This window comes from Burkholderia sp. KJ006 (genome assembly GCF_000262695.1).
GTDB lineage: Bacteria > Pseudomonadota > Gammaproteobacteria > Burkholderiales > Burkholderiaceae > Burkholderia > Burkholderia vietnamiensis.
This window is the reverse complement of sequence record NC_017920.1, coordinates 2113395-2135651: the sequence shown is the minus strand read 5'-3', so window position 1 is coordinate 2135651 and position 22257 is coordinate 2113395. Positions and strand designations below refer to the sequence as shown.

Sequence of the window (22257 nt, the reverse complement as noted above, 5' to 3'; positions counted from 1 at the left end):
AGGCGGTCGGCCTCGGCGATGCAGACGCGGACGGGGCGTAAGCGGTCGGCGTGTAATCGGATCGACGTGAGAGGAGGGTGAGCCGGTTCGGCTGCAAGTGCGCCGCGCGCGGAGATGCAAGCGGGACAGGCCGACAGCACTCGGCGCGAAGCGGATCAACGTGACGGGAATGCGAGCCGATGCGACTGAGCTGAGCGCGGCGATGCAGACGGGACAGGCCGCAAGCGTTCCGCGCGCAGCAACTCAACGCGGCGCGCGCCAACGATTGGGCGGCGTGCCCCGGCTCGCTGCCCGCCGCCGCGATCACCTCTGCGCGACGTCGTACGCGCGCATCGCCTCCGCGCAGTCGGCGGCTTCCGCGAGAATCCAGTCGCGTACGTCGGCCACTTCGTGGCGCGGCGCCGCATCGTGCCAGAACAACCAGTAGCCATACGCATTCGAGCGCACGTGCGAGTGCGGGCCGACCACCGCGAGGCGGCCGTCGGCGAGCATCGGCGCGACGAGCGCGAGCCGTCCGAGCGCGATGCCCTGGCCCGCGATCGCCGCGTGGATCACCTGATCGTACTGGTTGAAGCGCAGCACGCCCTTCGGCCGCGCGTCGTCGAGGCCCGCCGCGTGCAGGTGCGCGCGCCACTGCAGCTGCGTCTGCGGCGGCCCGTCGAATTCGAGCAGCACGTGGTCGGCGATCGCCGCAGCATCGGCGACGGGACGCGCGGCGAGCGCCGGGTGCGCGACCGGCACGACGATCTCGTCGAACAGATGCAGCGCGCCGGCCGGCGCGCGCTCGCGCGGGCAGTAGCGGATGCCGAGGTCGATGCCTTCCGCACGCAAATCAAGTACCTTGTCGTTCGCGGCCACGCGCAAGTCGATGTCGGGCAGGCGCGCCTGCAGGCTGCCCAGCCGCGGCAGCAGCCACAGCGCCGTCACGCCGATGCTCGCGGTGATCGTCACGGGCTGGCGCTCGCGCGCGGCGGCGAACGCGGCAACGGTGTCCTGCAGGCTGAGCAGCGCGGCGTCCGCGACGCGGAACAGTCGCTCGCCCTCGGGCGTGAACGCGATCTTGCGATAGCCGCGCTGCAGCAGTGCGACGCCGAGATGCGCTTCGAGCGCATGCACCTGGCGGCTGACCGCCGACTGCGTGACACAGAGATCCTGCGCGGCGAGCGTGATGCTCATGCGGCGGCCGACGGCGACGAAGCCGCGCACGAGGTCGAGCGACGGGAGGCGGACGAGCGGCGTTGACATGCGTATGGCTCATGCGAACGGAGCAGCAAGATTGGTTGAGAACGCCGCAAGCGTCAAGTTCAATGGAAGCCGGTCGAGCAGATGGAGCGCCGCCGCATCCGCGGCGGCACAGGAGACGGGATGACGAATTCGAACCACGCACGCGAGGCCGTGCACGACGCCGCGCCGGCCGACCAACGTACGGCCGATGCGCTGCCGCCGCAGGCCGTGACGCTGACCGCCGCCGACGGCTACACGCTGCGCGCGCACGTGTGGCGGCATCGCGGCGGCGCGAGCGCCGGCCGGCCGGTGACGGTCGTCAATTGCGCGACGTCGGTGCGCTGCGACTATTACTTCCGCTTCGCCGCGTGGCTGTTCGCGCATGGCCGCGACGTACTCGTCTACGACTACCGCGGGATCGGCGGGTCGCGCCCCGCGCGGCTCGCGACGCTGCGCGCGAACTGGCTCGACTGGGGGCGGCTCGATTGCGAGGCCGCGTTGCAGTACGCGCGCGATGCGTTTCCCGGCCAGCCGATCGACGTCGTCGCACACAGCATCGGCGGCTGCGTGCTCGGGCTCGCGGCGTCGAACGCAACGGTGCGTCGCGTGGTGACGGTCGGCGCGCAGTACGCGTACTGGCGCGACTATCGGCAGCAGCAGCGGCGCCGCATGTGGTGGAAGTGGCACGTCGCGATGCCGGCGCTCGCCGCGGTGTTCGGCTACGTGCCCGCGAAGCGGCTCGGCTGGATGGAAGACACGCCGCGCGGCGTCGCGCTGTCGTGGGTGCGCTCGCAGGCCCGCTTCGAAGACGCATACACGCGCGGCCCGCTCGCCGAGTCCGCCGCGAGCCGCGCCGCGCTGCCCGGCCGCTTCGCACGGCTGTCGGCGCCGATGCTGGCGATCGGACTCGACGACGACGCATTCGGCACGATCGACGCGATCGAACGACTGGCCGGCTACTACACGGGCAGCGACGTCACGCATCTGCGGCTTGCACCGCACGACATCGGCGTCGCCGAGATCGGGCACTTCGCGTTCTTCCACAGCCGCTTCGCCGAGACGCTGTGGCCGCTCGCGCTGCACTGGCTGCAGCACGGCGCGTTGCCGGCCGATGCGCCGGGCCGCGTCCACGCACGCCGTCGCGCGACGGTCGCGGCAAGCGGCATGCCGGGCGCCGCGGCGCAGGGGTGACGCGCCACGCACTTGCAGCCGCGCGACGCCATCGCCCCAAGCCCGCGATATGCACACGATATGAACCCAATACGCCCGCGACCGGGCGCGCACCGTGACGATGTTCGAGCGCGCATTCGATTAACATCGGACGTTTGATTCGACCACCCCCTACGTGCCGATGTCCTGTTCGCCCGCTTCCGCCTCCGCCTCCGACTCCGCCCCCGATGCCGATCCGTGCCGCGCGTGGCGCGTGCAGATGCTCGATCTGCCGCCGGCCGCAGCGCATGCCGGCGTGCGCGTCGCGCGCGTCGATTTCGACTGGCGCGTGCCGCTCGCGTCGCCCGCTTACGCGGCATTGAGCGACGTCGAGCGTGCGCGCGCCGCGCGCTATCTGCGCCACGAGGACACGATACGCAGCGCGTCGACGCGTGCCGCGCTGCGCGACGTGCTCGGCGCGGCGCTCGGCATCGCGCCGCGCGAGGTCGCGCTCGTCGTCGACGCGTCGGGCCGGCCGTCGCTGGACCCCGTGCATCGCGCCGCGCTCGACTTCAACGTGTCGCACGCGGGCGCGCACGCGCTGATCGCGTGGGCCGTGGCGCGCCGGGTGGGGGTCGACATCGAAAGCTGCAAACGCCCGGCCGACTGGCGCGCGTTGACGGCCGAAGTCTGCGCGCCGGCCGAAGCCGCCTACCTCGACGGCCTGCCGCTCGCCGCGCGCGCCGACGCCTTCATGCGCGTATGGTGCGCGAAGGAGGCGTTGCTGAAGGCATTGGGCACCGGCATCGTCGGCGGACTGCGCGCGTTCGCGGTCGTGCCGCCCCACGACCCGGTGACGCCAGCCACCACCATCGTCGAGCCTGCTGCGCCTGCTGCCGGCGTGGCGGCGTTCGACGCCGGCTGGTTCGACGCGGCGCCCGGCTATGTGGCGTGCGTCGCGTGGGCGCGCCGAGCCGAGGACGCTCCGTCGAGCGGCGCCGCGTAGCGCGGATCGCGTCGCTCATCGGGAAGTCGCAAGCGAGTCCGTTCGGCGGCATCGGCTTCGTGAATCACTTGTCGTACGGCCCACGATCTCGCCGATCTCGCCGCGCTTCATCAGCGGCACGAGTACGCCGTCGACGAGCGCGTTGAACGGCGGATCGTCCTTGCGCAGCATGAAACCGTACGCTTGCGCTGACTGCTGCGTGCCGACGATCGCCCGGTCGGCCGGCTTCGCCGCGAGCTGGCGCACGCCGGCGAGCAGCACGTCGTCCATCATCTACGCGACCGCGCGGCCCGATTCGAGCGCGAGGCTCACTTCGCCGTAATCCTTCGCGCTGATGATCTGCGCGTTCATCCTCCTTTCCTCGTTCATCTTGCGCAGCAGCCGCTCGGCCGTCGCGCCCTGATTCATCACGACCGTCTTGCCGGCGAGCTCGGCGAAGTCGTGGATACCGGCGCGCGTGCGCGTGAGCAGGCCGCTCGTCGCGACGAAGAAGGTGACCGAGAACGCGACCTGCGCATGACGGGCGGCGAGGTGTGGTCGTGACGCCGCTTTCGAAGTCGACGGTGCCGTTCCGCACGAGCGGAATGCGGTTCCGCGACGTCGCCAGCGTCATTTCACCGAGGCGCCGCCGCGCTCGGGCCGGCCGTGTCGCGCCTCAGGGAAACTCCCGAGCCGGAATTATGAAATTCGGGTTGTCTAGACAAGTCGCGATCGCTACACTTCAATCCATCCCGAACTTGTCTAGACAGGATTGCACCCATGATTACGTTGACCCCCGGCCACCTGACCCTCCCGCAACTGCGCCGGATCGCACGCGAGTCCGTGCAGTTGCAGCTCGATCCCGCGAGCTTCGCGAAGATCGACGCGGGTGCGAAGGCCGTCGCCGACATCGCGGCGAAGGGCGAGCCCGCGTACGGCATCAACACGGGCTTCGGCCGGCTGGCCAGCACGCACATCCCGCACGACCAGCTCGAGCTGCTGCAGAAGAACCTGGTGCTGTCGCATGCGGTCGGCGTGGGCGAGCCGATGGCGCGCTCGTCGGTGCGGCTGCTGATGGCGCTGAAGCTGTCGAGCCTCGGCCGCGGTCATTCGGGCATCCGTCGCGAGGTGATGGACGCGCTGATCACGCTGTTCAACGCCGACGTGCTGCCGCTGATCCCGGTGAAGGGGTCGGTCGGCGCATCGGGCGATCTCGCGCCGCTCGCGCACATGTCGGCCGTGCTGCTCGGCGTCGGCGAAGTGTTCATCCGCGGCGAACGCGCGAGCGCGCTCGACGGGCTGCGCGTCGCGGGCCTCGCGCCGCTGACGCTGCAGGCGAAGGAAGGCCTGGCGCTGCTGAACGGCACGCAGGCGTCCACCGCGCTCGCGCTCGACAACATGTTCGCGATCGAAGACCTGTACCGCACCGCGCTGGTCGCGGGCGCGCTGTCGGTCGACGCGGCCGCCGGCTCGGTGAAGCCGTTCGACGCGCGCATCCACGAGCTGCGCGGCCATCGCGGCCAGATCGACGCGGCCGCGTCGTACCGCGAGCTGCTCGAAGGCTCGCCGATCAACCAGTCGCATCGCGATTGCGACAAGGTGCAGGACCCGTACAGCCTGCGCTGCCAGCCGCAGGTGATGGGCGCGTGCCTGGACCAGATGCGCCACGCGGCCGACGTGCTGCTGGTCGAGGCGAACGCGGTGTCGGACAACCCGCTGATCTTCCCGGATACCGGCGAAGTGCTGTCGGGCGGCAACTTCCACGCGGAGCCGGTCGCGTTCGCCGCCGACAACCTCGCGCTCGCGGCCGCGGAAATCGGCGCGCTCGCCGAGCGCCGCATCGCGCTGCTGATCGACGCGACGCTGTCGGGCCTGCCGCCGTTCCTCGTGAAGGACGGCGGCGTGAATTCGGGCTTCATGATCGCCCACGTGACGGCTGCCGCGCTCGCGTCGGAGAACAAGACGCTCGCGCACCCGGCGTCGGTCGATTCGCTGCCGACTTCCGCGAACCAGGAGGACCACGTGTCGATGGCGACGTTCGCCGCGCGCAAGCTCGCCGACATCGCCGACAACACCAAGCACATCCTCGCGATCGAGCTGCTGGCCGCCGCCCAGGGCGTCGACCTGCGCGCGCCGCATCACACGAGCCCGAAGCTCGCGCCGGTGATGGAGACGATCCGCAGCAAGGTCGCGCACTACGAGCTCGATCACTACTTCGCGCCGGACATCGCGGTGATCGCGCAGCTCGTCGGCGAGCGCGCGTTCGCGAAGATCGCACCGTTCTCGTTCGCCTCGGAACAGTGAGTCGATGAGCGCGCCGGTCTACCAGGAGATCAAGGATTTCATCCTGGGTCGCATTCACGCCGGCGAGTGGGCGGAGGGCGATCAGGTGCCCTCCGAGAACGAACTGGCCCGCGAGTTCAAGGTGGCGCGCATGACCGTCAACCGGGCGCTGCGCGAGCTGGCGGCCGAGCAGGTGCTCACGCGCATGAAGGGCGCGGGCACCTATGTCGCGCGGCCGAAGTACGAGTCGACGCTGGTGGCGATCCGCAGCATCTCGGAGGAGGTCGGCGCGCGCGGGCATGCGTATCGCGCGAGCGTGCTCGGCCTCGACACGGTGCGCGCCGACGAGGCGCTCGCCGACGAGATGCAGGTGGCCGTGCGCGCCAGGCTGTTTCATTCGCAGGTGCTGCACTTCGAGAACGACGAGCCGGTGCAGCTCGAAGAGCGGTGGGTGAATCCGGCGGTCGCGCCGGATTACGCCAAGCAGGATTTCACGAACACGACGCCGAACCAGTACCTGATGCGCGCGGCGCCGCTGCTGCGCGTCGAGTACCGGATCGAGGCGGCGGCGCCGGGCGCCGAGTTGCGCGAGCAGCTGCGGATGGACGACGTCGAGCCGTGTCTGGTTTTACATCGGCGCACGTGGTCGCAGGGCGTGGTCGCATCGGTCGCGAATCTGTGGCACCCCGGCAGCCGGTATCGCTTCACCGGGCATTTCTGATTCCCCCATTGATATTCATTTTCCTTCGGGAGCAGTCGTCATGAACCATCCGAAACACATCGATCCCCGTCTCGATCCGAACCGCACGATCCGCGCGCCGCGCGGCAGCGAGAAGGTCTGCAAGACCTGGCTGGCCGAAGCGGCCTACCGGATGATCCAGAACAACCTCGATCCCGAAGTCGCCGAGCATCCGCATGCGCTCGTCGTCTACGGCGGCATCGGGCGCGCTGCGCGCAACTGGGAATGCTACGACCAGATCCTCGCGTCGCTGAAGGATCTGAACGAAGACGAAACGCTGCTCGTGCAGTCGGGCAAGCCGGTCGGCGTGTTCCGCACGCACAAGGATGCGCCGCGCGTGCTGCTCGCCAATTCGAACCTCGTGCCGCACTGGGCGACCTGGGACCACTTCAACGAGCTCGACCGCAAGGGCCTGATGATGTACGGCCAGATGACGGCCGGCAGCTGGATCTACATCGGCAGCCAGGGGATCGTGCAGGGTACCTACGAAACCTTCTTCTCGGTCGCGAACCAGCACTTCAACGGCGACCCGTCGGGCCGCTGGATCCTCACCGGCGGCCTCGGCGGGATGGGCGGCGCGCAGCCGCTCGCGGCGACGATGGCCGGCTTCTCGATGATCGCGGTCGAATGCGACGAGACGCGCATCGACTTCCGTCTGAAGACGCGTTACGTCGACAAGAAGGCGACGACGCTCGACGAAGCGCTCGGCATGCTCGACGAAGCGAAGCGCACCGGCAAGCCGGTGTCGGTCGGCCTGCTCGGCAACGCGGCCGACGTGTTCACCGAATGCGTCGCGCGCGGCATCACGCCGGATTGCGTGACCGACCAGACGAGCGCGCACGATCCGATCAACGGCTACCTGCCGCAGGGCTGGAGCGTCGCGCAATGGCGCGAGACGCAGAAGGTCGATCCGCAGAGCATCGTGAAGGCGGCGAAGCAGTCGATGGCCGTCCAGGTGCGCGCGATGCTGACGCTGCAGGAGCGCGGCGCGGCCACGCTCGACTACGGCAACAACATCCGCCAGATGGCGCTGGACATGGGCGTCGAGAACGCGTTCGACTTCCCGGGCTTCGTGCCGGCCTATATCCGCCCGCTGTTCTGCGAAGGCAAGGGGCCGTTCCGCTGGGTCGCGCTGTCGGGCGATCCGGAGGACATCTACAAGACCGATCAGAAGGTGAAGGAGCTGATCCCCGACGATGCGCACCTGCACAACTGGCTCGACATGGCGCGCGAGCGCATCGCGTTCCAGGGCTTGCCGGCGCGGATCTGCTGGGTCGGCGTGAAGGACCGCTATCGCCTCGGCCAGGCGTTCAACGAGATGGTCCGGAACGGCGAGCTGAAGGCGCCGATCGTGATCGGCCGCGACCACCTCGACACCGGCTCGGTCGCGAGCCCGAACCGCGAGACCGAATCGATGAAGGACGGCTCGGATGCCGTGAGCGACTGGCCGCTGCTGAACGCGCTGCTGAACACCGCGGGCGGCGCGACCTGGGTGTCGCTGCACCACGGCGGCGGCGTCGGGATGGGCTTCTCGCAGCATGCGGGCGTCGTGATCGTCGCGGACGGCAGCGCCGACGCGCACGAGCGCCTCGGCCGCGTGCTGCTGAACGATCCGGCAACCGGCGTGATGCGCCATGCGGACGCCGGCTACGAACTCGCGCAGCAGACGGCCCGCGAAGTGGGCCTGAAGCTGCCGATGCTCGGCCGCTGAGCATGACGGCGCTCGACCAGGCGCCGGCCGACGCGCGGCCCGCCGTCGCGACGATCCGCGGCGCGGCGCTCGTCGCGTCGCCGTGGAAGAACGGCGGCGGCGTGACGCGCGAGATCGCGGCCTATCCGCCGGGCGCCGCGCTCGATGCGTTCGCGTGGCGCGTGAGCGTCGCGGACGTCGGCGCGGGCGGGCCGTTCTCGCGGTTCGACGGCGTCGACCGCACGCTCGTGCTGCTGTCGGGCGCGGGCATGACGCTGGCCGAAGCGGGCGGTGCGCGCCATGTGCTCGACACGCCGCTCGCGCGCGCGGACTTCGCCGGCGAAGCGGCCATCGACGCGACGCTGCACGCCGGCGCGACGCGCGACTTCAATCTGATGACGCGCCGCTCGGCCGCGCGCGCGACGCTCGCCGTGTGGCGCGCGGGCACGCATCGCGTCGAACCCGCCGACACCGTGCTGCTGTTCTGCGCGGCCGGCGCGCTCGAGGTCGCGATCGGCGGCGCGCGCTACGCACTGCAGGAACTGGACACGCTGCGGCTCGACGCGCCGCAGCGTGCGTTTGACGTCGTGGTGAGCGCGGGCGGCGCGTTGCTCGCCGTGTCGCTCACCGTCGATGCACGAGACTGAACGCATGAAACCGACTGTCTGGCATCACCTGAGGCTGTGTACGCACGGCCATCCCGACGAAACGATCGACGATGCGGCGATCGTCGTCGACGAAACCGGCACGATCCGGTGGCTCGGCACGTTCTCCGCGCTGCCGCAAGACTATGCGCACTGGCAGCGCGAAGACCTGCACGGCGCGTGGGTGACGCCGGGCCTCGTCGACTGCCATACCCACCTCGTGTACGGCGGCACGCGCGCGGACGAATTCGCGCAGCGCCTCGCCGGCGTCAGCTACGAGGAGATCGCGCGGCAGGGCGGCGGGATCGTGTCGACCGTGCGCGCGACGCGCGCGGCCGACGAGACCGCGCTGTTCGTGCAGGCCGCCGCGCGTCTGCAGCCGTTGCTCGCCGAAGGCGTGACCGCGATCGAGATCAAGTCGGGCTACGGCCTCGACCTCGCGAGCGAGCGCAAGATGCTGCGCGTCGCGCGCCAGCTCGGCGAGCGCTTCCCCGTCGCCGTCTACACGACCTTCCTCGGCGCGCATGCGCTGCCGCCCGAATATGCGGGGCGCGCCGACGCATACATCGACGACGTGTGCGAGCGGATGCTGCCGGCGCTCGCCGACGAAGGGCTGGTCGACGCGGTCGACGTGTTCTGCGAGCGCATCGGTTTTTCGCTCGCGCAGACCGAGCGCGTGTTCGACGCCGCGACGCGACGCGGGCTGCCGGTGAAGCTGCATGCGGAGCAGCTGTCGAACGCCGGCGGCACCGCGCTGGCCGCGCGCTACCGCGCGCTGTCGGCCGATCACCTCGAATTCCTCGACGAGGCCGGCGTCGCCGCGATGAAGGCGGCCGGCACCGTCGCCGTTCTGCTTCCCGGCGCGTATTACTTCATCCGCGAAACGCAGTTGCCGCCGCTCGAGCTGCTGCGCAAGCACGGCGTGCCGATTGCGCTCGCGACCGATCACAACCCCGGCACGTCGCCGCTCGAATCGCTGCTGCTGACCATGAACCTCGGCTGCACGCTGTTCCGGATGACCGTGCCGGAGGTGCTGCAGGGCGTGACGCGCCATGCGGCGGCGGCGCTCGGCCGCGCGGATCGGCATGGCGTGCTCGAGGCCGGACGCCCGGCCGATTTCGCGGTGTGGTCGATCGGCTCGCTGTCGGAGCTCGCGTACTGGATCGGCCGTCCGCTGTGCGAGCAGGTCGTGCGCGGCGGCGCGACGGTGTTTCGCCGGATCAACGGCTAGCCTTGCAACGGACCACATTGACGATGACCGAAACGACGTTGTTCGCGGACCATGCATACCTGCCCGACGGCTGGCGCCGCAACGTGCTGCTGCGCTGGGACGCCACCGGCACGCTGACCGGCGTGCGCGCCGATAGCGACGCGCCGGCGTGCGCGGCGCGCGCGGCCGGGCCCGTGCTGCCCGGCATGCCGAACCTGCATTCGCACGCGTTCCAGCGCGCGATGGCGGGGCTCACCGAATACCGCGCGAATCCCGCCGACAGCTTCTGGAGCTGGCGCGACCTGATGTACCGCTTCGCGCTGAAGATCACGCCCGACGCGCTCGCGGCGATCGCGCGCTGGCTGTACGTCGAGATGCTCAAGTGCGGCTATACGTCGGTGTGCGAATTCCATTACGTGCACCACGCGCAGGACGGTTCGCGCTATCCGCAGATCGCGGAACTCGGCACGCGCGTGATCGACGCGGCGCGCGCGGCCGGCATCGGCATCACGATGCTGCCGGTGTCCTACCAGTTCGCCGGCTTCGGCAACAAGCCGCCGCGCGACGACCAGCGCCGCTTCATCAACACGCCGGACGGCCTGCTCGAACTGCTCGACACGATGCGTCGCGTCGCGCCCGAGCATGGCGGGCTGCGCTACGGCGTCGCGCCGCATTCGCTGCGCGCGGTGTCCGAGAACGGCCTGCGTGCGCTGCTCGACGGCGTGCCCGACGATGCGCCCGTGCATATCCACATCGCCGAGCAGACGGCCGAAGTCGACGACTGCGTGCGCGCGTACGGCGCGCGCCCGGTGCAATGGCTGCTCGATCGCTTCGACGTCGATGCGCGCTGGTGCGTCGTGCACGCCACGCACGTCGATGCAGCCGAGACGGCGGCGCTCGCGAAGCGGCGCGCGGTGGCGGGGCTGTGCCTCACTACCGAGGCGAATCTCGGCGACGGCGTGTTCCCGGCCGTCGACTATCTCGCGCAGGGCGGCGTGTTCGGCGTCGGCTCCGACAGTCACGCATCGGTCGACTGGCGCGCGGAGCTGCGCCTGCTCGAATACGGACAGCGGCTCGTGCATCGCGCGCGCAACGTGCTCGCCAGCGACGCGCAGCCGCGCGTGGCCGACCGGCTGTTCGACGCGGCGCTCGCGGGCGGCGCGCAGGCGAGCGGGCGGCGCATCGGTGCGCTGCGCGAAGGCTGCCGCGCCGACTGGCTCGTGCTCGATCCCGCGCATCCGGCGATCGCGGAACACGACAGTGGCGCATGGCTGTCGGGTGCGGTGTTCGCCGAGCATGGCGACACGCCGGTGCTCGACGTGTATGCCGGCGGCGAGCGAGTCGTGAGCGGCCGCCGCCATCGCGACGAGGCCGAGGCCTATGCGGATTACCGCGCCGCGCTCGCGCAACTGCTGCGCTGACGCGCGACCCCGGCGCACGCCGCGCGCGTGCGCCGGCACACTTTTACGGTGAGGCGACATGACTGAACAACCGGCTGTATTCACGCTGAAGCAGGGCACGCTGCCGCTGCTGATCTCGATTCCGCATGCGGGCACCTACATCCCCGACGACATCGCCGAGACGATGACGCCGGACGCGCGCTTCGTCGACGATTGCGACTGGCACCTCGAGCGGCTGTACGGATTCGCCGCGCAGCTTGGCGCGTCGATCCTGGTGCCGTCGCATGCGCGCTACGTCGTCGACCTGAATCGTCCGCCCGACGACGAGAACCTCTACCCGGGGCAGGATACGACCGGGCTCGTGCCGGTCGACACCTTCGACAAGGCGCCGCTGTATCGGGCCGACACGCTGCCGGGCAGCGACGAGATCATGCGCCGTCGCGACCGCTACTGGCGTCCGTATCACGACGCGCTGCAACGCGAGATCGCACGGCTGAAGGGCGAGCACGGCCGCGTGCTCGTCTGGGAAGCGCATTCGATCCGCTCGCACGTGCCGCGCTTCTTCGAAGGCCGCTTGCCGGACTTCAACTTCGGCACGTCGAGCGGCGCGAGCGCGGCGCCTGGGCTCGCCGAGGCGCTCGCCGCCTGCGTGCACGCGCACGGCGGCTACACGGCGGTCGCGAACGGACGTTTCAAGGGCGGCTACATCACGCGTCACTACGGCGTACCGGCGAGCGGCGTCGAAGCCGTGCAGCTCGAGCTGTCGCAGATCACCTACATGGACGAGACGCGCCCGTATGCGTACGACGACGCGCGTGCCGCGCAGGTCGTGCCGTTGCTGCGCACGCTGGTGGAGACCGCGCTGGCGCATCGCGGATAGCGTGTCGCGGCGTGCGTCGTTGCATGGTGCTGCGGCGTGCCCGGTGTGTTGACGCGCCGCACAAAACGGCATCGACTGCGCCGGTCGATGCCGTTTTTCATTCGTACGATGCGTGGAGCGACCGCCGAAAATTTGACGCAATTTTTGGGTGATATAAGCTGAATGTCAGGCAGTCGTCACGCGAGCCGGTGCGTTCAGCGTCACGCCGCATTGCCGCATTCGCTCGAACGCGACCCGTGTGCTGCCTCAATCAAGTCAGTCGAGTACGATCGTGAAAGCCGCCAGCCCATCGATACGCCGGACCCGAAGTCCGTCGGCGGGCGCGCCGCCTCAGGCCGGGTCGATCCGGCATGCTGAGCGCGGCACGCACGCCGATCTCCTGCATGCGCCTCGTCTTTTCGCCGCCTCCGACCGCGGCGTGCGCCGCTTCAACGTCGTCACCGCGCATGTGTTCAGCGCAGTGCAGTGCGACGGCAGCGCTTCATTGTTGCCCTAGCGTCCTTTTTCGTTTTCTCTTGATGCCGCAGCGAGCGTTGCCGCGTCGCGCGCACGTGCGCGGCTGCGCGCGTCGCAGCACCAGATGTCCATCGGCCGGTGCATGCGCATGCGCATGCATTGTGCGCTCGACGCGGAGGCGCTCATGCGCGCGCGGCCGATCGTAGCGGTCAGCGCCGACCGCGTGCTGCGCGGCGCGCACCAGAACCACACGGCCGGCGAGAAATATCTGGTCGCGGTGGTCGACGGCGCCGGTGCGCTCGCGTTCGTGTTGCCGGCGCTGGGCGCGCGGCAGCCGGTCGACGCGATCGTCGCGTCGCTCGACGGGCTGCTGCTGACCGGCAGTCATTCGAACGTCGAGCCGCATCACTACGGCGGCCCGGCAAGCGCCGCTGACACGCTGCACGACGCCGCGCGCGACGCGACCGTGCTGCCGCTCGTGCGCGCGGCGATCGACGCCGGCGTGCCAGTGCTCGCGATCTGCCGCGGCATGCAGGAGCTGAACGTCGCGTATGGCGGCACGCTGCATCAGCGGCTGCATGCGAGCGTCGGGTTCCACGATCATCGCGAGCGCGACGGCGATCCGCTCGAGCGGCAATACGGCCCCGCACACCGCGTGCGATTCGCGCCGGGCGGCCTGCTGCAACGCATCGCGCGCGGTGCGCATGACGCAATGGTCAATTCGCTGCACGATCAGGGCATCGCGCGGCTCGGTGCGGGGCTCGCGGTCGAGGCGAGCGCGCCGGACGGGCTGATCGAGGCCGTGAGCGTGCGCGGCGCGCGCGCGTTCGCGCTGGGCGTGCAGTGGCATCCCGAATGGCGGTTCGCGGAACGGCCGCTTTCGCGCGACATCTTCGCGGCATTCGGCGCGGCGTGCCGCGCGCGCATGACGCATCGCCTTCATGCGGCCGGCTACGCGATGCCGTCTCGGGAGGCGAGCGATATCGACACCGATACTGATACCGACACCGACACCGACACCGACTAAACGAGAGCGATCATGCAATCCGAACTGAGCGAATTCCTGCGTCAGCACCGCATCACCGAGGTCGAGGCGATCATTCCGGACATGGCCGGCATCGCGCGCGGCAAGATCATTCCGCGCAACAAGTTCGAATCCGGCGAGTCGATGCGGCTGCCGCAGGCCGTGATGGTGCAGACGGTCACGGGCGATTATCCGGAGGACGGCTCGCTGACCGGCGTGACCGATCCCGACATGGTGTGCGTGCCCGATCCGTCGACGATCTGCCTGATTCCGTGGGCCGTCGATCCGACCGCGCAGGTGATCCACGACTGCGTACACTTCGACGGTTCGCCGGTCGAGATCTCGCCGCGCTATGTGCTGCGGCGCGTGCTGGATCTCTACGAGGCGAAGGGCTGGAAGCCGGTGGTCGCGCCGGAGCTGGAGTTCTATCTGGTCGACATGAACGCCGATCCCGACTTGCCGTTGAGGCCGCCGGTCGGCCGCACGGGGCGCGCGGAGACGGGGCGTCAGTCGTATTCGATCGAGGCGGTCAACGAGTTCGATCCGCTGTTCGAGGACATCTACGAATACTGCGAGATGCAGGGGCTCGACATCGAGACGCTGATTCACGAAGTGGGCGCCGCGCAGATGGAGATCAACTTCATGCACGGCGACGCGCTGTCGCTTGCGGATCAAGTGTTCCTGTTCAAGCGCACGGTGCGCGAGGCCGCGTTGCGCCACAACATGTACGCGACGTTCATGGCCAAGCCGATGGAAGACGAGCCGGGCTCGGCGATGCACATTCACCAGAGCCTCGCCGATGCGCGCACCGGCCGCAACCTGTTCGCCGACGAAGGCGGCGACGTGTCGCCGATGTTCCAGAGCTATCTCGCCGGGCTGCAGAAGTACACGCCGGCGCTGATGCCGATTTTCGCGCCGTACATCAACTCGTATCGCCGGCTGTCGCGCTTCATGGCCGCGCCGATCAACGTGCAGTGGGGCTACGACAACCGCACGGTCGGCTTTCGCATTCCGCAGTCGGCGCCTGCGGCGCGGCGCATCGAGAACCGGATTCCGGGCGTCGACTGCAACCCGTACCTCGCGTTCGCGGCGACGCTCGCGGCCGGTTATCTCGGTCTCACGCAGCAGCTCGCGCCGACCGAGCCGATCGCTTCGGATGGCTACGACCTGCCGTATCAACTACCGCGCAATCTCGAGGAGGGCATCTCGCTGATGGCCGCGTGCACACCGCTCGCCGGCATTCTCGGCGACAAGTTCGTGAAGGCGTATCTGGCGTTGAAGGAGACGGAGTACGAGGCGTTCTTCCGCGTGATCAGTTCGTGGGAGCGCCGTCATTTGCTGCTTCATGTGTGAGGGGCGCGAGGGGAAAGGGGAGTCGATAGGATCGAACGGAGCGCGGCCAGCGCCGGCGCAGCGATGGGCTGGTTCGGGCGCGGCGACGAATGGTTCACTCAGCTACATTCCGCCTCCGGACCGGACTTGCTCGCGATGGCTAAGGCGTGGCGTCGGGCCATGTGTCGATGAGCGGGGGCGGCATTCATGAACGCGTCGCGTGGGCGATACGCGCGTTGATTCGACGACGGCTCGGCGCGAAATCTGCGCGTTTGCTCAACGATGGTCGAGGAGCAGATGGACTGCTCCTCATCTCTTCCGCTTGCAGATGTGGTTGCCGCGTTGTGCGCTGAGTTCGAGTCACAGTTAGCGGTTCATTCCGCTTCTGCCGGCACTGCGATCAGATGCGGTTCGGCGCGCGGCCATATCTTGAGTGCTCGCTCAAGAAGTTCGTGCCCGCGCTGTTCGATAGTAGCCTCGTCCCAGCTATCGTATTGCGATAGTCTCCCGTTGATCGGTAGGACGGAGTTGGCCAGAATGCCAGCGCGTTTTTCTACCCAAGCGCCGTGCTTTATCGCGCTATTGAGGCTGCCGGTGATTAGCGTGAGATTCCCAAACGTGTGTATCAAATTGTCTCGACGTTTACTTGCCAAAATTTCGGGCGTTTCTTCGTCACGAAGCCAGGCATCCTTAACGCCCTGTAACCCGTTTTGAAGCGGCCAGTGCTCGATCCAGCTTTGCGGCATCACATGCTCAATCGTGACTTGACTGTCGAATTTAATAACTTCAGTTTTTGCCGATCGATAGGTTTCGCTCACCCGAGCTAGGATGTAGGTGAGACGTCGGTTGTTGAGCACGTTATAAATGTCGCTGCTCATCCAGGCGCGAGCAAATACCTCGTCACTTAACCATTGGTCGGTTGCACTGCGGAGGGATGAAAGATAATCATACACGACTTTGGCGGTGGGGCCACTTTCGCGAATCGCACGGGTCAAGCCCATGAAAATACGGTTGTATGCTTTCGTTTCCGCGCCGCACACTGCGCGTCGGATCAGATAGCTTTCCAACATTTCTGCCGCACGCAACACTTCAACATCTGTGGCGCCTCGATCGAACATGGCAAGCAGCGGCGGATAGACCGTGCTCACGTCGAATACGTCAAGAAAGTGTGCAAGTTTGCTGAACGTCTGGTCATCACTGTCCGGTGCAATTCGTCTATACGAATCCCGCTGATTAACAAGCGCTATCAGTTCATCTTCGACCGTCAAAAATGGCTTGTCACGTTCGATCCAGTATTTATACTCAACAAAAAGATGTTTAATGGGAATGTCGCGCGCCTGTTTGCTGGCGAGGAAGTGCTGCATGAACAGGTCGCTACGCGGCCGCTTGAGACGGCCCTGTGTTACCTCTTCTCGCCAAAAAATCTGATCGAACCCTGCCCAATATTGTTCATAAAGTTTCTCTTGGGCCTCTTCTTGGCGAGCCGCGCGCAGAAAGATGTAGTTACGCAGCAAGTCTGCCGGCAGAAGGGGTTCGCCGCGCGCGTTGAGAGTCTCAAAGATAACTTGAGCATCATCTTCGCGATCAAGATCGATGGCCACGACTTTGAGGGCGGTTTTCAGTGCCTCGAAGCACTCTTCGACACGATCGGCAAGCGGCATATTCTCGGCGACCGCAGGTATCCCCTCGGAGCCTTTGAAAAATTCGGCGAGCTGGTCATAGAAGAACAGATATGCCTCGACCATTCTGGGGCGAGGTAAGGGCTTGCGGGCGTACTTCTCGCGAATCAGCGGATAGGCAGCTTCCAGTGCTGCCTTTGATCCAGCCAAAATCACGGATGTGAACTGAGCTCGATCGGAGAGTGTTGGCCAAACCTTGAAACGTTCAACTTCCGACTCTGCCATGCGCCCTTTATTCGTGACGTAGGCATCGCACTCTTCGGCGAAGTCATCCAAGCCTTCGGCACGGCAAAAGTCCCGGAATGCCGCGAGGAAAATTTGAAATGTAGTGAGTCGCTGCTGTCCGTCGATGACGCTACGTCGCTCGACTTTGCCAGTTTGCGTCTGCTTTTGGTCGATAACCATCGCTCCAAGGAAGTGAACCGGAGCATCTTTTCTATCTTCGATGAACTCGGAGAACTTGCGGGCAATGTCTTCCCAAAGCGGTTCCCATTGATGTTCCCGTCGCCAGACGTATTGGCGTTGAAAAGTGGGAATCTCTAGGCGCATCTTTTTCTCGAAGATATCGAGCAACGTTATTGCGTTGGCATCCATTGGATAGGTCTCTTCTTGCTCTTAGGGTGTGGCTTCGTTTGGTCGCCGCCATGATACCAACCTCCGTTCACACGTGCGCTCGCAGCCCTTCATTTGCCTGATGGTCATCTACTTCGGGTAGTAGCTGATTCGCCGCGCCTAGGCTTCATCAACCGCTCGGTCAGGTTTGCGGTGCCAATAGGTCGCTTTTTGGGCGACTCGGCGCGGATGCTTGGCCGCGTTTCGACAAATGAAGAGCGAAGACGGATTGCTTTTGCGGCGGTTGCTCGTATCGTTCGGCCAGAGTTGAGTGGTCACTGGTAGGTCGTCACCAAGAGCACTCATAGCACCGTGAAAGGTTGATGTAACGAGGAGCACCGCAATCGCCCTCAATCGGGGCGATTTTTTAATGCCGCTCTCGCGTTAGGCCGCGTAGCGATGGACTCGGCTGGTAGTTGATATTAGTTCCCGCATTCGGACTACACCCGGCCTTTGCCAAATGAAGAAGGAAAATCATGGCTGACCTCAATGCCGCGTTTATCGCGTTGCTCGGAGTGCTCGTTGGCGGGTACCGGATCAGCAGTTTGCTCAACGGCGTTTTGCTGGATTCGGTCGGCCTCGAGAACGACCCGGCCAGCATTTCGGATTCGATGCGGGCAGCCCGGGCCTCAGCCTCTTTGCGACTGATGAAGGTTTTGGTTAGTGGGGGGATCCCTGACGACGGACGATCGCCTGAAATTGGCAGTCGCCGCGTTTGCGAATGGTTGGCACCAGACACCTCGAAGAAGAAGTGTGACAAGAACGTGCCAACAATCCGGTTGGGCGAGAGGACACTTGACGAACAATTCGCCAAGTGCTGACCCGGAAAGCAAGAAGGGCCGGCGATTGCCGGCCCTTCGAATCTTTGGTGGGCGGTACTGGGATCGAACCAGTGACCCCTGCCGTGTGAATCGGAAAGTTGGCGCTTATGGGACCGTACTGTAGCCCGAGATCCCCGACATTTCAATAGCCTGAGTTCCCCCTAGTGCACTGTCGTTGACTCATGTTGCAGTGGTCCGTGTGACAAGATTGTGCCAACGTGTCGGTCCCACTCCTCACGGTTCACTCCCACATCGCGTAGGAGGCGGTTAAAGCCGGCTTCATTGACGGACATCTCGGTTCTAGCTATCGCAACAAGGTGTTTCCGAAATACAGTCAGAATACTCGACGAATCAAATCCCTTGCGGCGACTGAGCGTCCTTCTAGTTTCGACTGATGCCTCCAGGAAGTCGATCCACATCCACATGTTCACGGATTCCTCATAGAGGTCTGCACGTGTCCAAAGTATCGCGTGCCACATTAAGCCGCTCAGGGCATCCCTGGCTTTGGAAAACGACATAGAGCCATCGGCCTCGTGCCGTCTCGTTACTCTGCTATCAGCAGGTTTATCTTCGCCGTTTTTGAACTGGAAGAACAACTCTGCCGTTGTTAGCTGCGTATTTGCGATCTCATGTAGCCTACGAGCCAGCTGACCCGCTATCAGAGGAGGCAGTCCTCGCTTTCTCTTACGTATATCTCGCACATATTCTCTCGTTGCCATCGCAAACGCGCGCCCGAGAGTGATGTCATCCATATCAGAATATCGTTCGGGCAACACTGGTTAGCCTCCGTAATCGCTCGTTTCCCGAACTATCCTACGCGACCACTGAAGGCCTGCGCAAGAGCAGTTTTTGTTTCAGTTCCCGTGACTCTCTGCGTGTGGAGCGGTGAGGTTGTGCGGGGTTATTTGGTCGCGGGACATTGGCGATTCCGAGGTTATTTGGTCGCGTTTTGAGGTGAATTGGTCGCGCGCAAGAGCGATTGACAACGACAAACTGCTCGTTAAGTGTCCTCACATTTATGACGGCCCGAGAAGGATGATCAGGTCCTTACAGGAACTTTGGGGGAACCGAGACATGGAAGAGCGAAACTACGACCTCGCAGCCAAGTTGAGCAGAGCTGGTGACGATTTGTTGGTAGGCCCTGAGGAAGTCGCAGCATTGTCTGGTCTGAGCGCATCCACCATCGGTAAGCGCAAGGTGGCGTCCATGCCGTCGCCGATGCCGGGCGTCCGCAGGTTGCGGTGGCGACTCGGCGACATCAGGCGGTGGATGCGCGGTCCGGCTGCCGACAGCGCCGATTCGAATGCAACCGCTAGACCCCCGAGGCGCGGGCGGCCGACCAAAGCGGAGGAAATGGCACGACTGGATCGCGTTCAGCCTTGATTGCAGACGATGGATGATCCGTTTGCCGCCGATGAATGCGGCCACGAGCTACGCGCTGAATTCGACACTCCTTCCCGCACGCTTGATCTGCTTCGACAACGCGAGGCGGAAGCGTTAGCGCGTACAGAGGTACGACGTGCGCAAGAGGGGCCGACGCAGCTTTTCCTGCCCGGCATAGACGAATTCATGCGTGCGATGCCAAACCATATTGCACGGTCTAGCCTGTTCGCGCCTGTGGCACGAGGGCGAAAGAAGATACATAAGGACACGGTGCTGATCAGTCGCGCAGATGCCGTCATCAAGTTTTGGGGCGAACAGTTGGACGAGGCGCAGGCTGACGTGTGGATGCAGGCTATGCACGAGGCGAGTAAGCATCCACTGGGCGCACCGGTGATTGTTAAGCGCGCTGGGTTCTTACGCTCCATTGGACGACACGTTGGTAATTACGAATATAAATGGCTACTTCGCACAATGGAGGCGCTCACGTTCGCCATGCTTGTGATCGACGTGACAAAAGACGGCCGACCGAAATACGAGATTGGCAAGAAGCGCGCTTTGCATCTGATTGATGGATTCGACTACGACGAAGAAGCCGAGTCGTACACGCTGCGAGTCGATCCACGTTGGCGATTGATGTTCGAGAATCGCGAATTCGCTTTGATCGATTGGGATAAGCGGCTGCGGTTCGGGCCGAGACAGGACATGGCGAAGGCGCTTCAACGGCTTGTTGCCACGTCCAATGACTCGGTGCAAAGGAACCCCCTTGAGTGGCTAAAACGCAAGCTGGAATACACAGGGAGGATGCGTGATTTTGTTGACGCGCTTGAACGCGCCATGGACGAGCTTGAGCGCTTAGACATTATCGTCGGCGGCCGGATCGAGACGAGCACGAAGGGGCGACCTCAGACGGTGTGGACAAGGCTATGAAAGCCATCGGGGTTACGTCGCTTCGTCTTCGGGGTTACGTCGCGGCTCATCGGGGTTACATCGCGCCTTTTCGGGGTTACGTCGCGCACCACGTCTGCAACCCATTGTTGAGATTGGTTTTTCCGACGCGTTTTTGCCCTCTACCTTTCTTCTACCTTTTTCCTACCTTGGTCCCCTGTGGACAAGTCGGGAGCCTTGGGGGCGTTCTACGGAAAGGGATCTGTCTCGATCGAAGCGATGCTCCGCGAACTCGCCTCAATGTGCCAACGAGGAGATATCAGCATGCCCACGTGTATAAGTTTTGAACGCGCCCCCACAAGCGAGGGCGGAAACGGAGCTTCGCGCCTTATGGGTCCCCTTGCCGGTCGAATTAGCGCTCAGCCGGATCGTCCCTGCGGGCCGCCGCTCTCCCCACGCCTTCGGCGCGGGTCCCCGTGCGGCTCGATCCGGGCTCGCGGCGCTCGCAAGGTGCGTGATTGGATCACCAACCGCTATGGCTTCCAGGGAGGGGCTGCGGTCAGATTGTCATTATCGCTAGGGCAAGCCCCCAATGGGGCGCGTCAGGCCGAAGGCAAAGCGTCGCGGGGAGCCGGTGGTCGGCTGCGGAACGCCGGCCAACGAGCCGGCGCTGTCCATACCCTCGCGGTGTGGGCAGCGCAGCCGTCCACGGGCGGGCGCGGGAATGATGATAGAAGCAGCACAACACCGGTTTGTGGGCAGCGAACGGCACCCCCGGGACCCAACCGCGGAGGCCACGATTCGTGCGAATTCTTCTCAACGGAATACACGCAGATCCTGATTTCCAACTTGCCGAAATCGTGTCGGTCTCTTGTCCGGACGGCATGTCGGACAAGAGGGGGCTTGGTGGTTTTGGGGCGTAACACCGACATGCGAAGGCATGGCGTGTTGCGCCCCAAAAACGCCAAGCCCCAACCCCTCAGGGGTCGAGGCGCGTAGCGACTCGGGGGTGGTGTTAGGCCGATTTCTAATGGTCCGAAATCTCACTCCAACGGTCTCGGTCAACAACGAAATCAAACGTGGGCAGAAACCCGATAGGAACGTGAACGATGGGAAAAGCGAAGAAATCCGCACTTAGGCAGCTTCCGCCAGACTGGCGCGAATCGATATGGGTGACGGCATCGACACCAGAATGGCAGCAGTCACGGCCGCAGCTAATGCCTGCGCTTGCCGTGCTCTGGATCACTGGATGCCGGCCCGCCGAACTCGAGCAAGGCATCGATCTTGTCACGGGACCCAATCGACTTGTAATCAAGATCACGGGTGCGAAATGTGTAGACGCAGGTGGCAGAGAGCGCGGCCAACCCACACGGCACATTGGGTTTAGCCTCGATGCGAATGCCAATCCCGCATTACGCTTTCTACATGGACTGGCAGGCCGGAACGCCGTGAACGGGATCGGCAGCTACACGATCACGCACAACAAGGATTATCTATACAACAGCGTAGTGGCCCTCGGCAAAAGCGCATTCCCAAAGTTGCGGACGCGGATCAGTCCGTATTGTTTCCGCCATCAAGCGGCGTCTGATCTGAAGGCTGACCCCGACATTCCCTTAGAGCAGGCGGCGAGGTTCATGGGGCACCTGAGCGATTACTCTATCGGTGCCTATGGGCATGCTGTCCACGGTCGGAAAGGCCGCGGCGGGGCGGTTAAGGTGCCGTTTGTAAGCGCCGAACGGCCAATCAAGCATTCGCCGAAGGTTGATCGTCTTGCACGCTTCAAGATCGCAAGTGCAAAGCGACGGGCGATGAAGCAGGTATGACGCTAAGTTGCGTCGTTCCTGCGTCGTTTCGACCTTCT

17 protein-coding genes and 1 pseudogene are annotated in these 22257 nt (G+C 65.4%); 15 read left to right on the top strand and 3 right to left on the bottom strand.

Annotation, left to right across the window (positions count from 1 at the left end; genetic code table 11):
- Positions 1-303 precede the first annotated feature (303 nt).
- Positions 304-1245: a LysR substrate-binding domain-containing protein gene (locus MYA_RS09585; RefSeq protein ID WP_014723318.1), complete on the bottom strand. Its 942-nt coding sequence runs from the start codon at positions 1243-1245 to the stop codon at positions 304-306.
- Positions 1246-1365: 120 nt separating this feature from the next.
- On the opposite strand from MYA_RS09585, the gene MYA_RS09580 reads away from it, so the two are divergent.
- Together MYA_RS09580 and MYA_RS09575 are read left to right on the top strand one after the other, a co-directional pair.
- Positions 1366-2415, top strand: a complete 1050-nt coding sequence (locus tag MYA_RS09580; protein ID WP_014723317.1) for an alpha/beta hydrolase family protein — start codon at positions 1366-1368, stop codon at positions 2413-2415.
- Positions 2416-2575: 160 nt separating this feature from the next.
- Positions 2576-3379: a 4'-phosphopantetheinyl transferase family protein gene (locus MYA_RS09575; protein ID WP_011885454.1), complete on the top strand. Its 804-nt coding sequence runs from the start codon at positions 2576-2578 to the stop codon at positions 3377-3379.
- Here the strand turns inward: MYA_RS09575 and MYA_RS09570 are convergent.
- Positions 3351-3980 (bottom strand): annotated as a pseudogene (locus tag MYA_RS09570) (transporter substrate-binding domain-containing protein); the annotation flags it as partial. The gene MYA_RS09575 and the pseudogene MYA_RS09570 sit on opposite strands and share 29 nt — an antisense overlap.
- Before the next feature lie 158 nt (positions 3981-4138).
- Between MYA_RS09570 and hutH the strand changes: the two are divergent.
- From hutH to MYA_RS09525, 10 genes are all read left to right on the top strand, one after another.
- Positions 4139-5662 carry a histidine ammonia-lyase gene (hutH, locus tag MYA_RS09565; RefSeq protein ID WP_014723315.1) on the top strand — a complete coding sequence of 508 codons (1524 nt, stop codon included), beginning with the start codon at positions 4139-4141 and terminating at the stop codon, positions 5660-5662.
- A 4-nt stretch (positions 5663-5666) separates the two neighbouring features.
- On the top strand, positions 5667-6362 hold the full coding sequence (gene hutC / locus MYA_RS09560; protein ID WP_011885452.1) for a histidine utilization repressor: 696 nt from the start codon (positions 5667-5669) through the stop codon (positions 6360-6362).
- A 40-nt stretch (positions 6363-6402) separates the two neighbouring features.
- Positions 6403-8091 (top strand): urocanate hydratase, encoded by a 1689-nt coding sequence (gene hutU / locus MYA_RS09555; RefSeq protein WP_014723314.1) that lies wholly within the window; start codon positions 6403-6405, stop codon positions 8089-8091.
- A 2-nt stretch (positions 8092-8093) separates the two neighbouring features.
- Positions 8094-8717, top strand: a complete 624-nt coding sequence (locus MYA_RS09550) for a HutD/Ves family protein (protein ID WP_014723313.1) — start codon at positions 8094-8096, stop codon at positions 8715-8717.
- Positions 8718-8721: 4 nt separating this feature from the next.
- Positions 8722-9945: an imidazolonepropionase gene (gene hutI / locus MYA_RS09545; protein WP_014723312.1), complete on the top strand. Its 1224-nt coding sequence runs from the start codon at positions 8722-8724 to the stop codon at positions 9943-9945.
- Positions 9946-9968: 23 nt separating this feature from the next.
- Positions 9969-11345, top strand: coding sequence for a formimidoylglutamate deiminase (locus MYA_RS09540; protein ID WP_034194570.1), 1377 nt, complete (start codon positions 9969-9971; stop codon positions 11343-11345).
- A gap of 58 nt (positions 11346-11403) precedes the next feature.
- Complete coding sequence (gene hutG / locus MYA_RS09535) at positions 11404-12204, top strand: N-formylglutamate deformylase (RefSeq protein WP_014723310.1); 801 nt, start codon at positions 11404-11406, stop codon at positions 12202-12204.
- Positions 12205-12475: 271 nt separating this feature from the next.
- Complete coding sequence (locus MYA_RS29560) at positions 12476-12700, top strand: hypothetical protein (RefSeq protein ID WP_080938748.1); 225 nt, start codon at positions 12476-12478, stop codon at positions 12698-12700.
- Positions 12701-12844: 144 nt separating this feature from the next.
- On the top strand, positions 12845-13687 hold the full coding sequence (locus MYA_RS09530) for a gamma-glutamyl-gamma-aminobutyrate hydrolase family protein (protein ID WP_014723308.1): 843 nt from the start codon (positions 12845-12847) through the stop codon (positions 13685-13687).
- A gap of 12 nt (positions 13688-13699) precedes the next feature.
- Complete coding sequence (locus MYA_RS09525; protein WP_011885444.1) at positions 13700-15037, top strand: glutamine synthetase family protein; 1338 nt, start codon at positions 13700-13702, stop codon at positions 15035-15037.
- Positions 15038-15390: 353 nt separating this feature from the next.
- Here the strand turns inward: MYA_RS09525 and MYA_RS09520 are convergent, their stop codons facing one another.
- Complete coding sequence (locus MYA_RS09520) at positions 15391-17289, bottom strand: DUF262 domain-containing protein (RefSeq protein ID WP_041493861.1); 1899 nt, start codon at positions 17287-17289, stop codon at positions 15391-15393.
- A gap of 494 nt (positions 17290-17783) precedes the next feature.
- Here MYA_RS09520 and MYA_RS09515 point away from each other — a divergent pair, with 494 nt between their 5' ends.
- The 3 genes from MYA_RS09515 (at position 17784) to MYA_RS29555 (ending at position 22219) form a co-directional block, all read left to right on the top strand.
- Positions 17784-18128 (top strand): hypothetical protein, encoded by a 345-nt coding sequence (locus MYA_RS09515; RefSeq protein WP_041493860.1) that lies wholly within the window; start codon positions 17784-17786, stop codon positions 18126-18128.
- A gap of 1392 nt (positions 18129-19520) precedes the next feature.
- The gene (locus MYA_RS09510) at positions 19521-20438 is read left to right on the top strand and encodes a plasmid-related transcriptional repressor protein (RefSeq protein ID WP_234620615.1); all 918 of its coding nucleotides are present in this window, start codon (positions 19521-19523) and stop codon (positions 20436-20438) included.
- 1067 nt (positions 20439-21505) lie between these two features.
- On the top strand, positions 21506-22219 hold the full coding sequence (locus tag MYA_RS29555) for a site-specific integrase (RefSeq protein WP_193373722.1): 714 nt from the start codon (positions 21506-21508) through the stop codon (positions 22217-22219).
- The last annotated feature ends 38 nt before the right edge of the window (positions 22220-22257 follow it).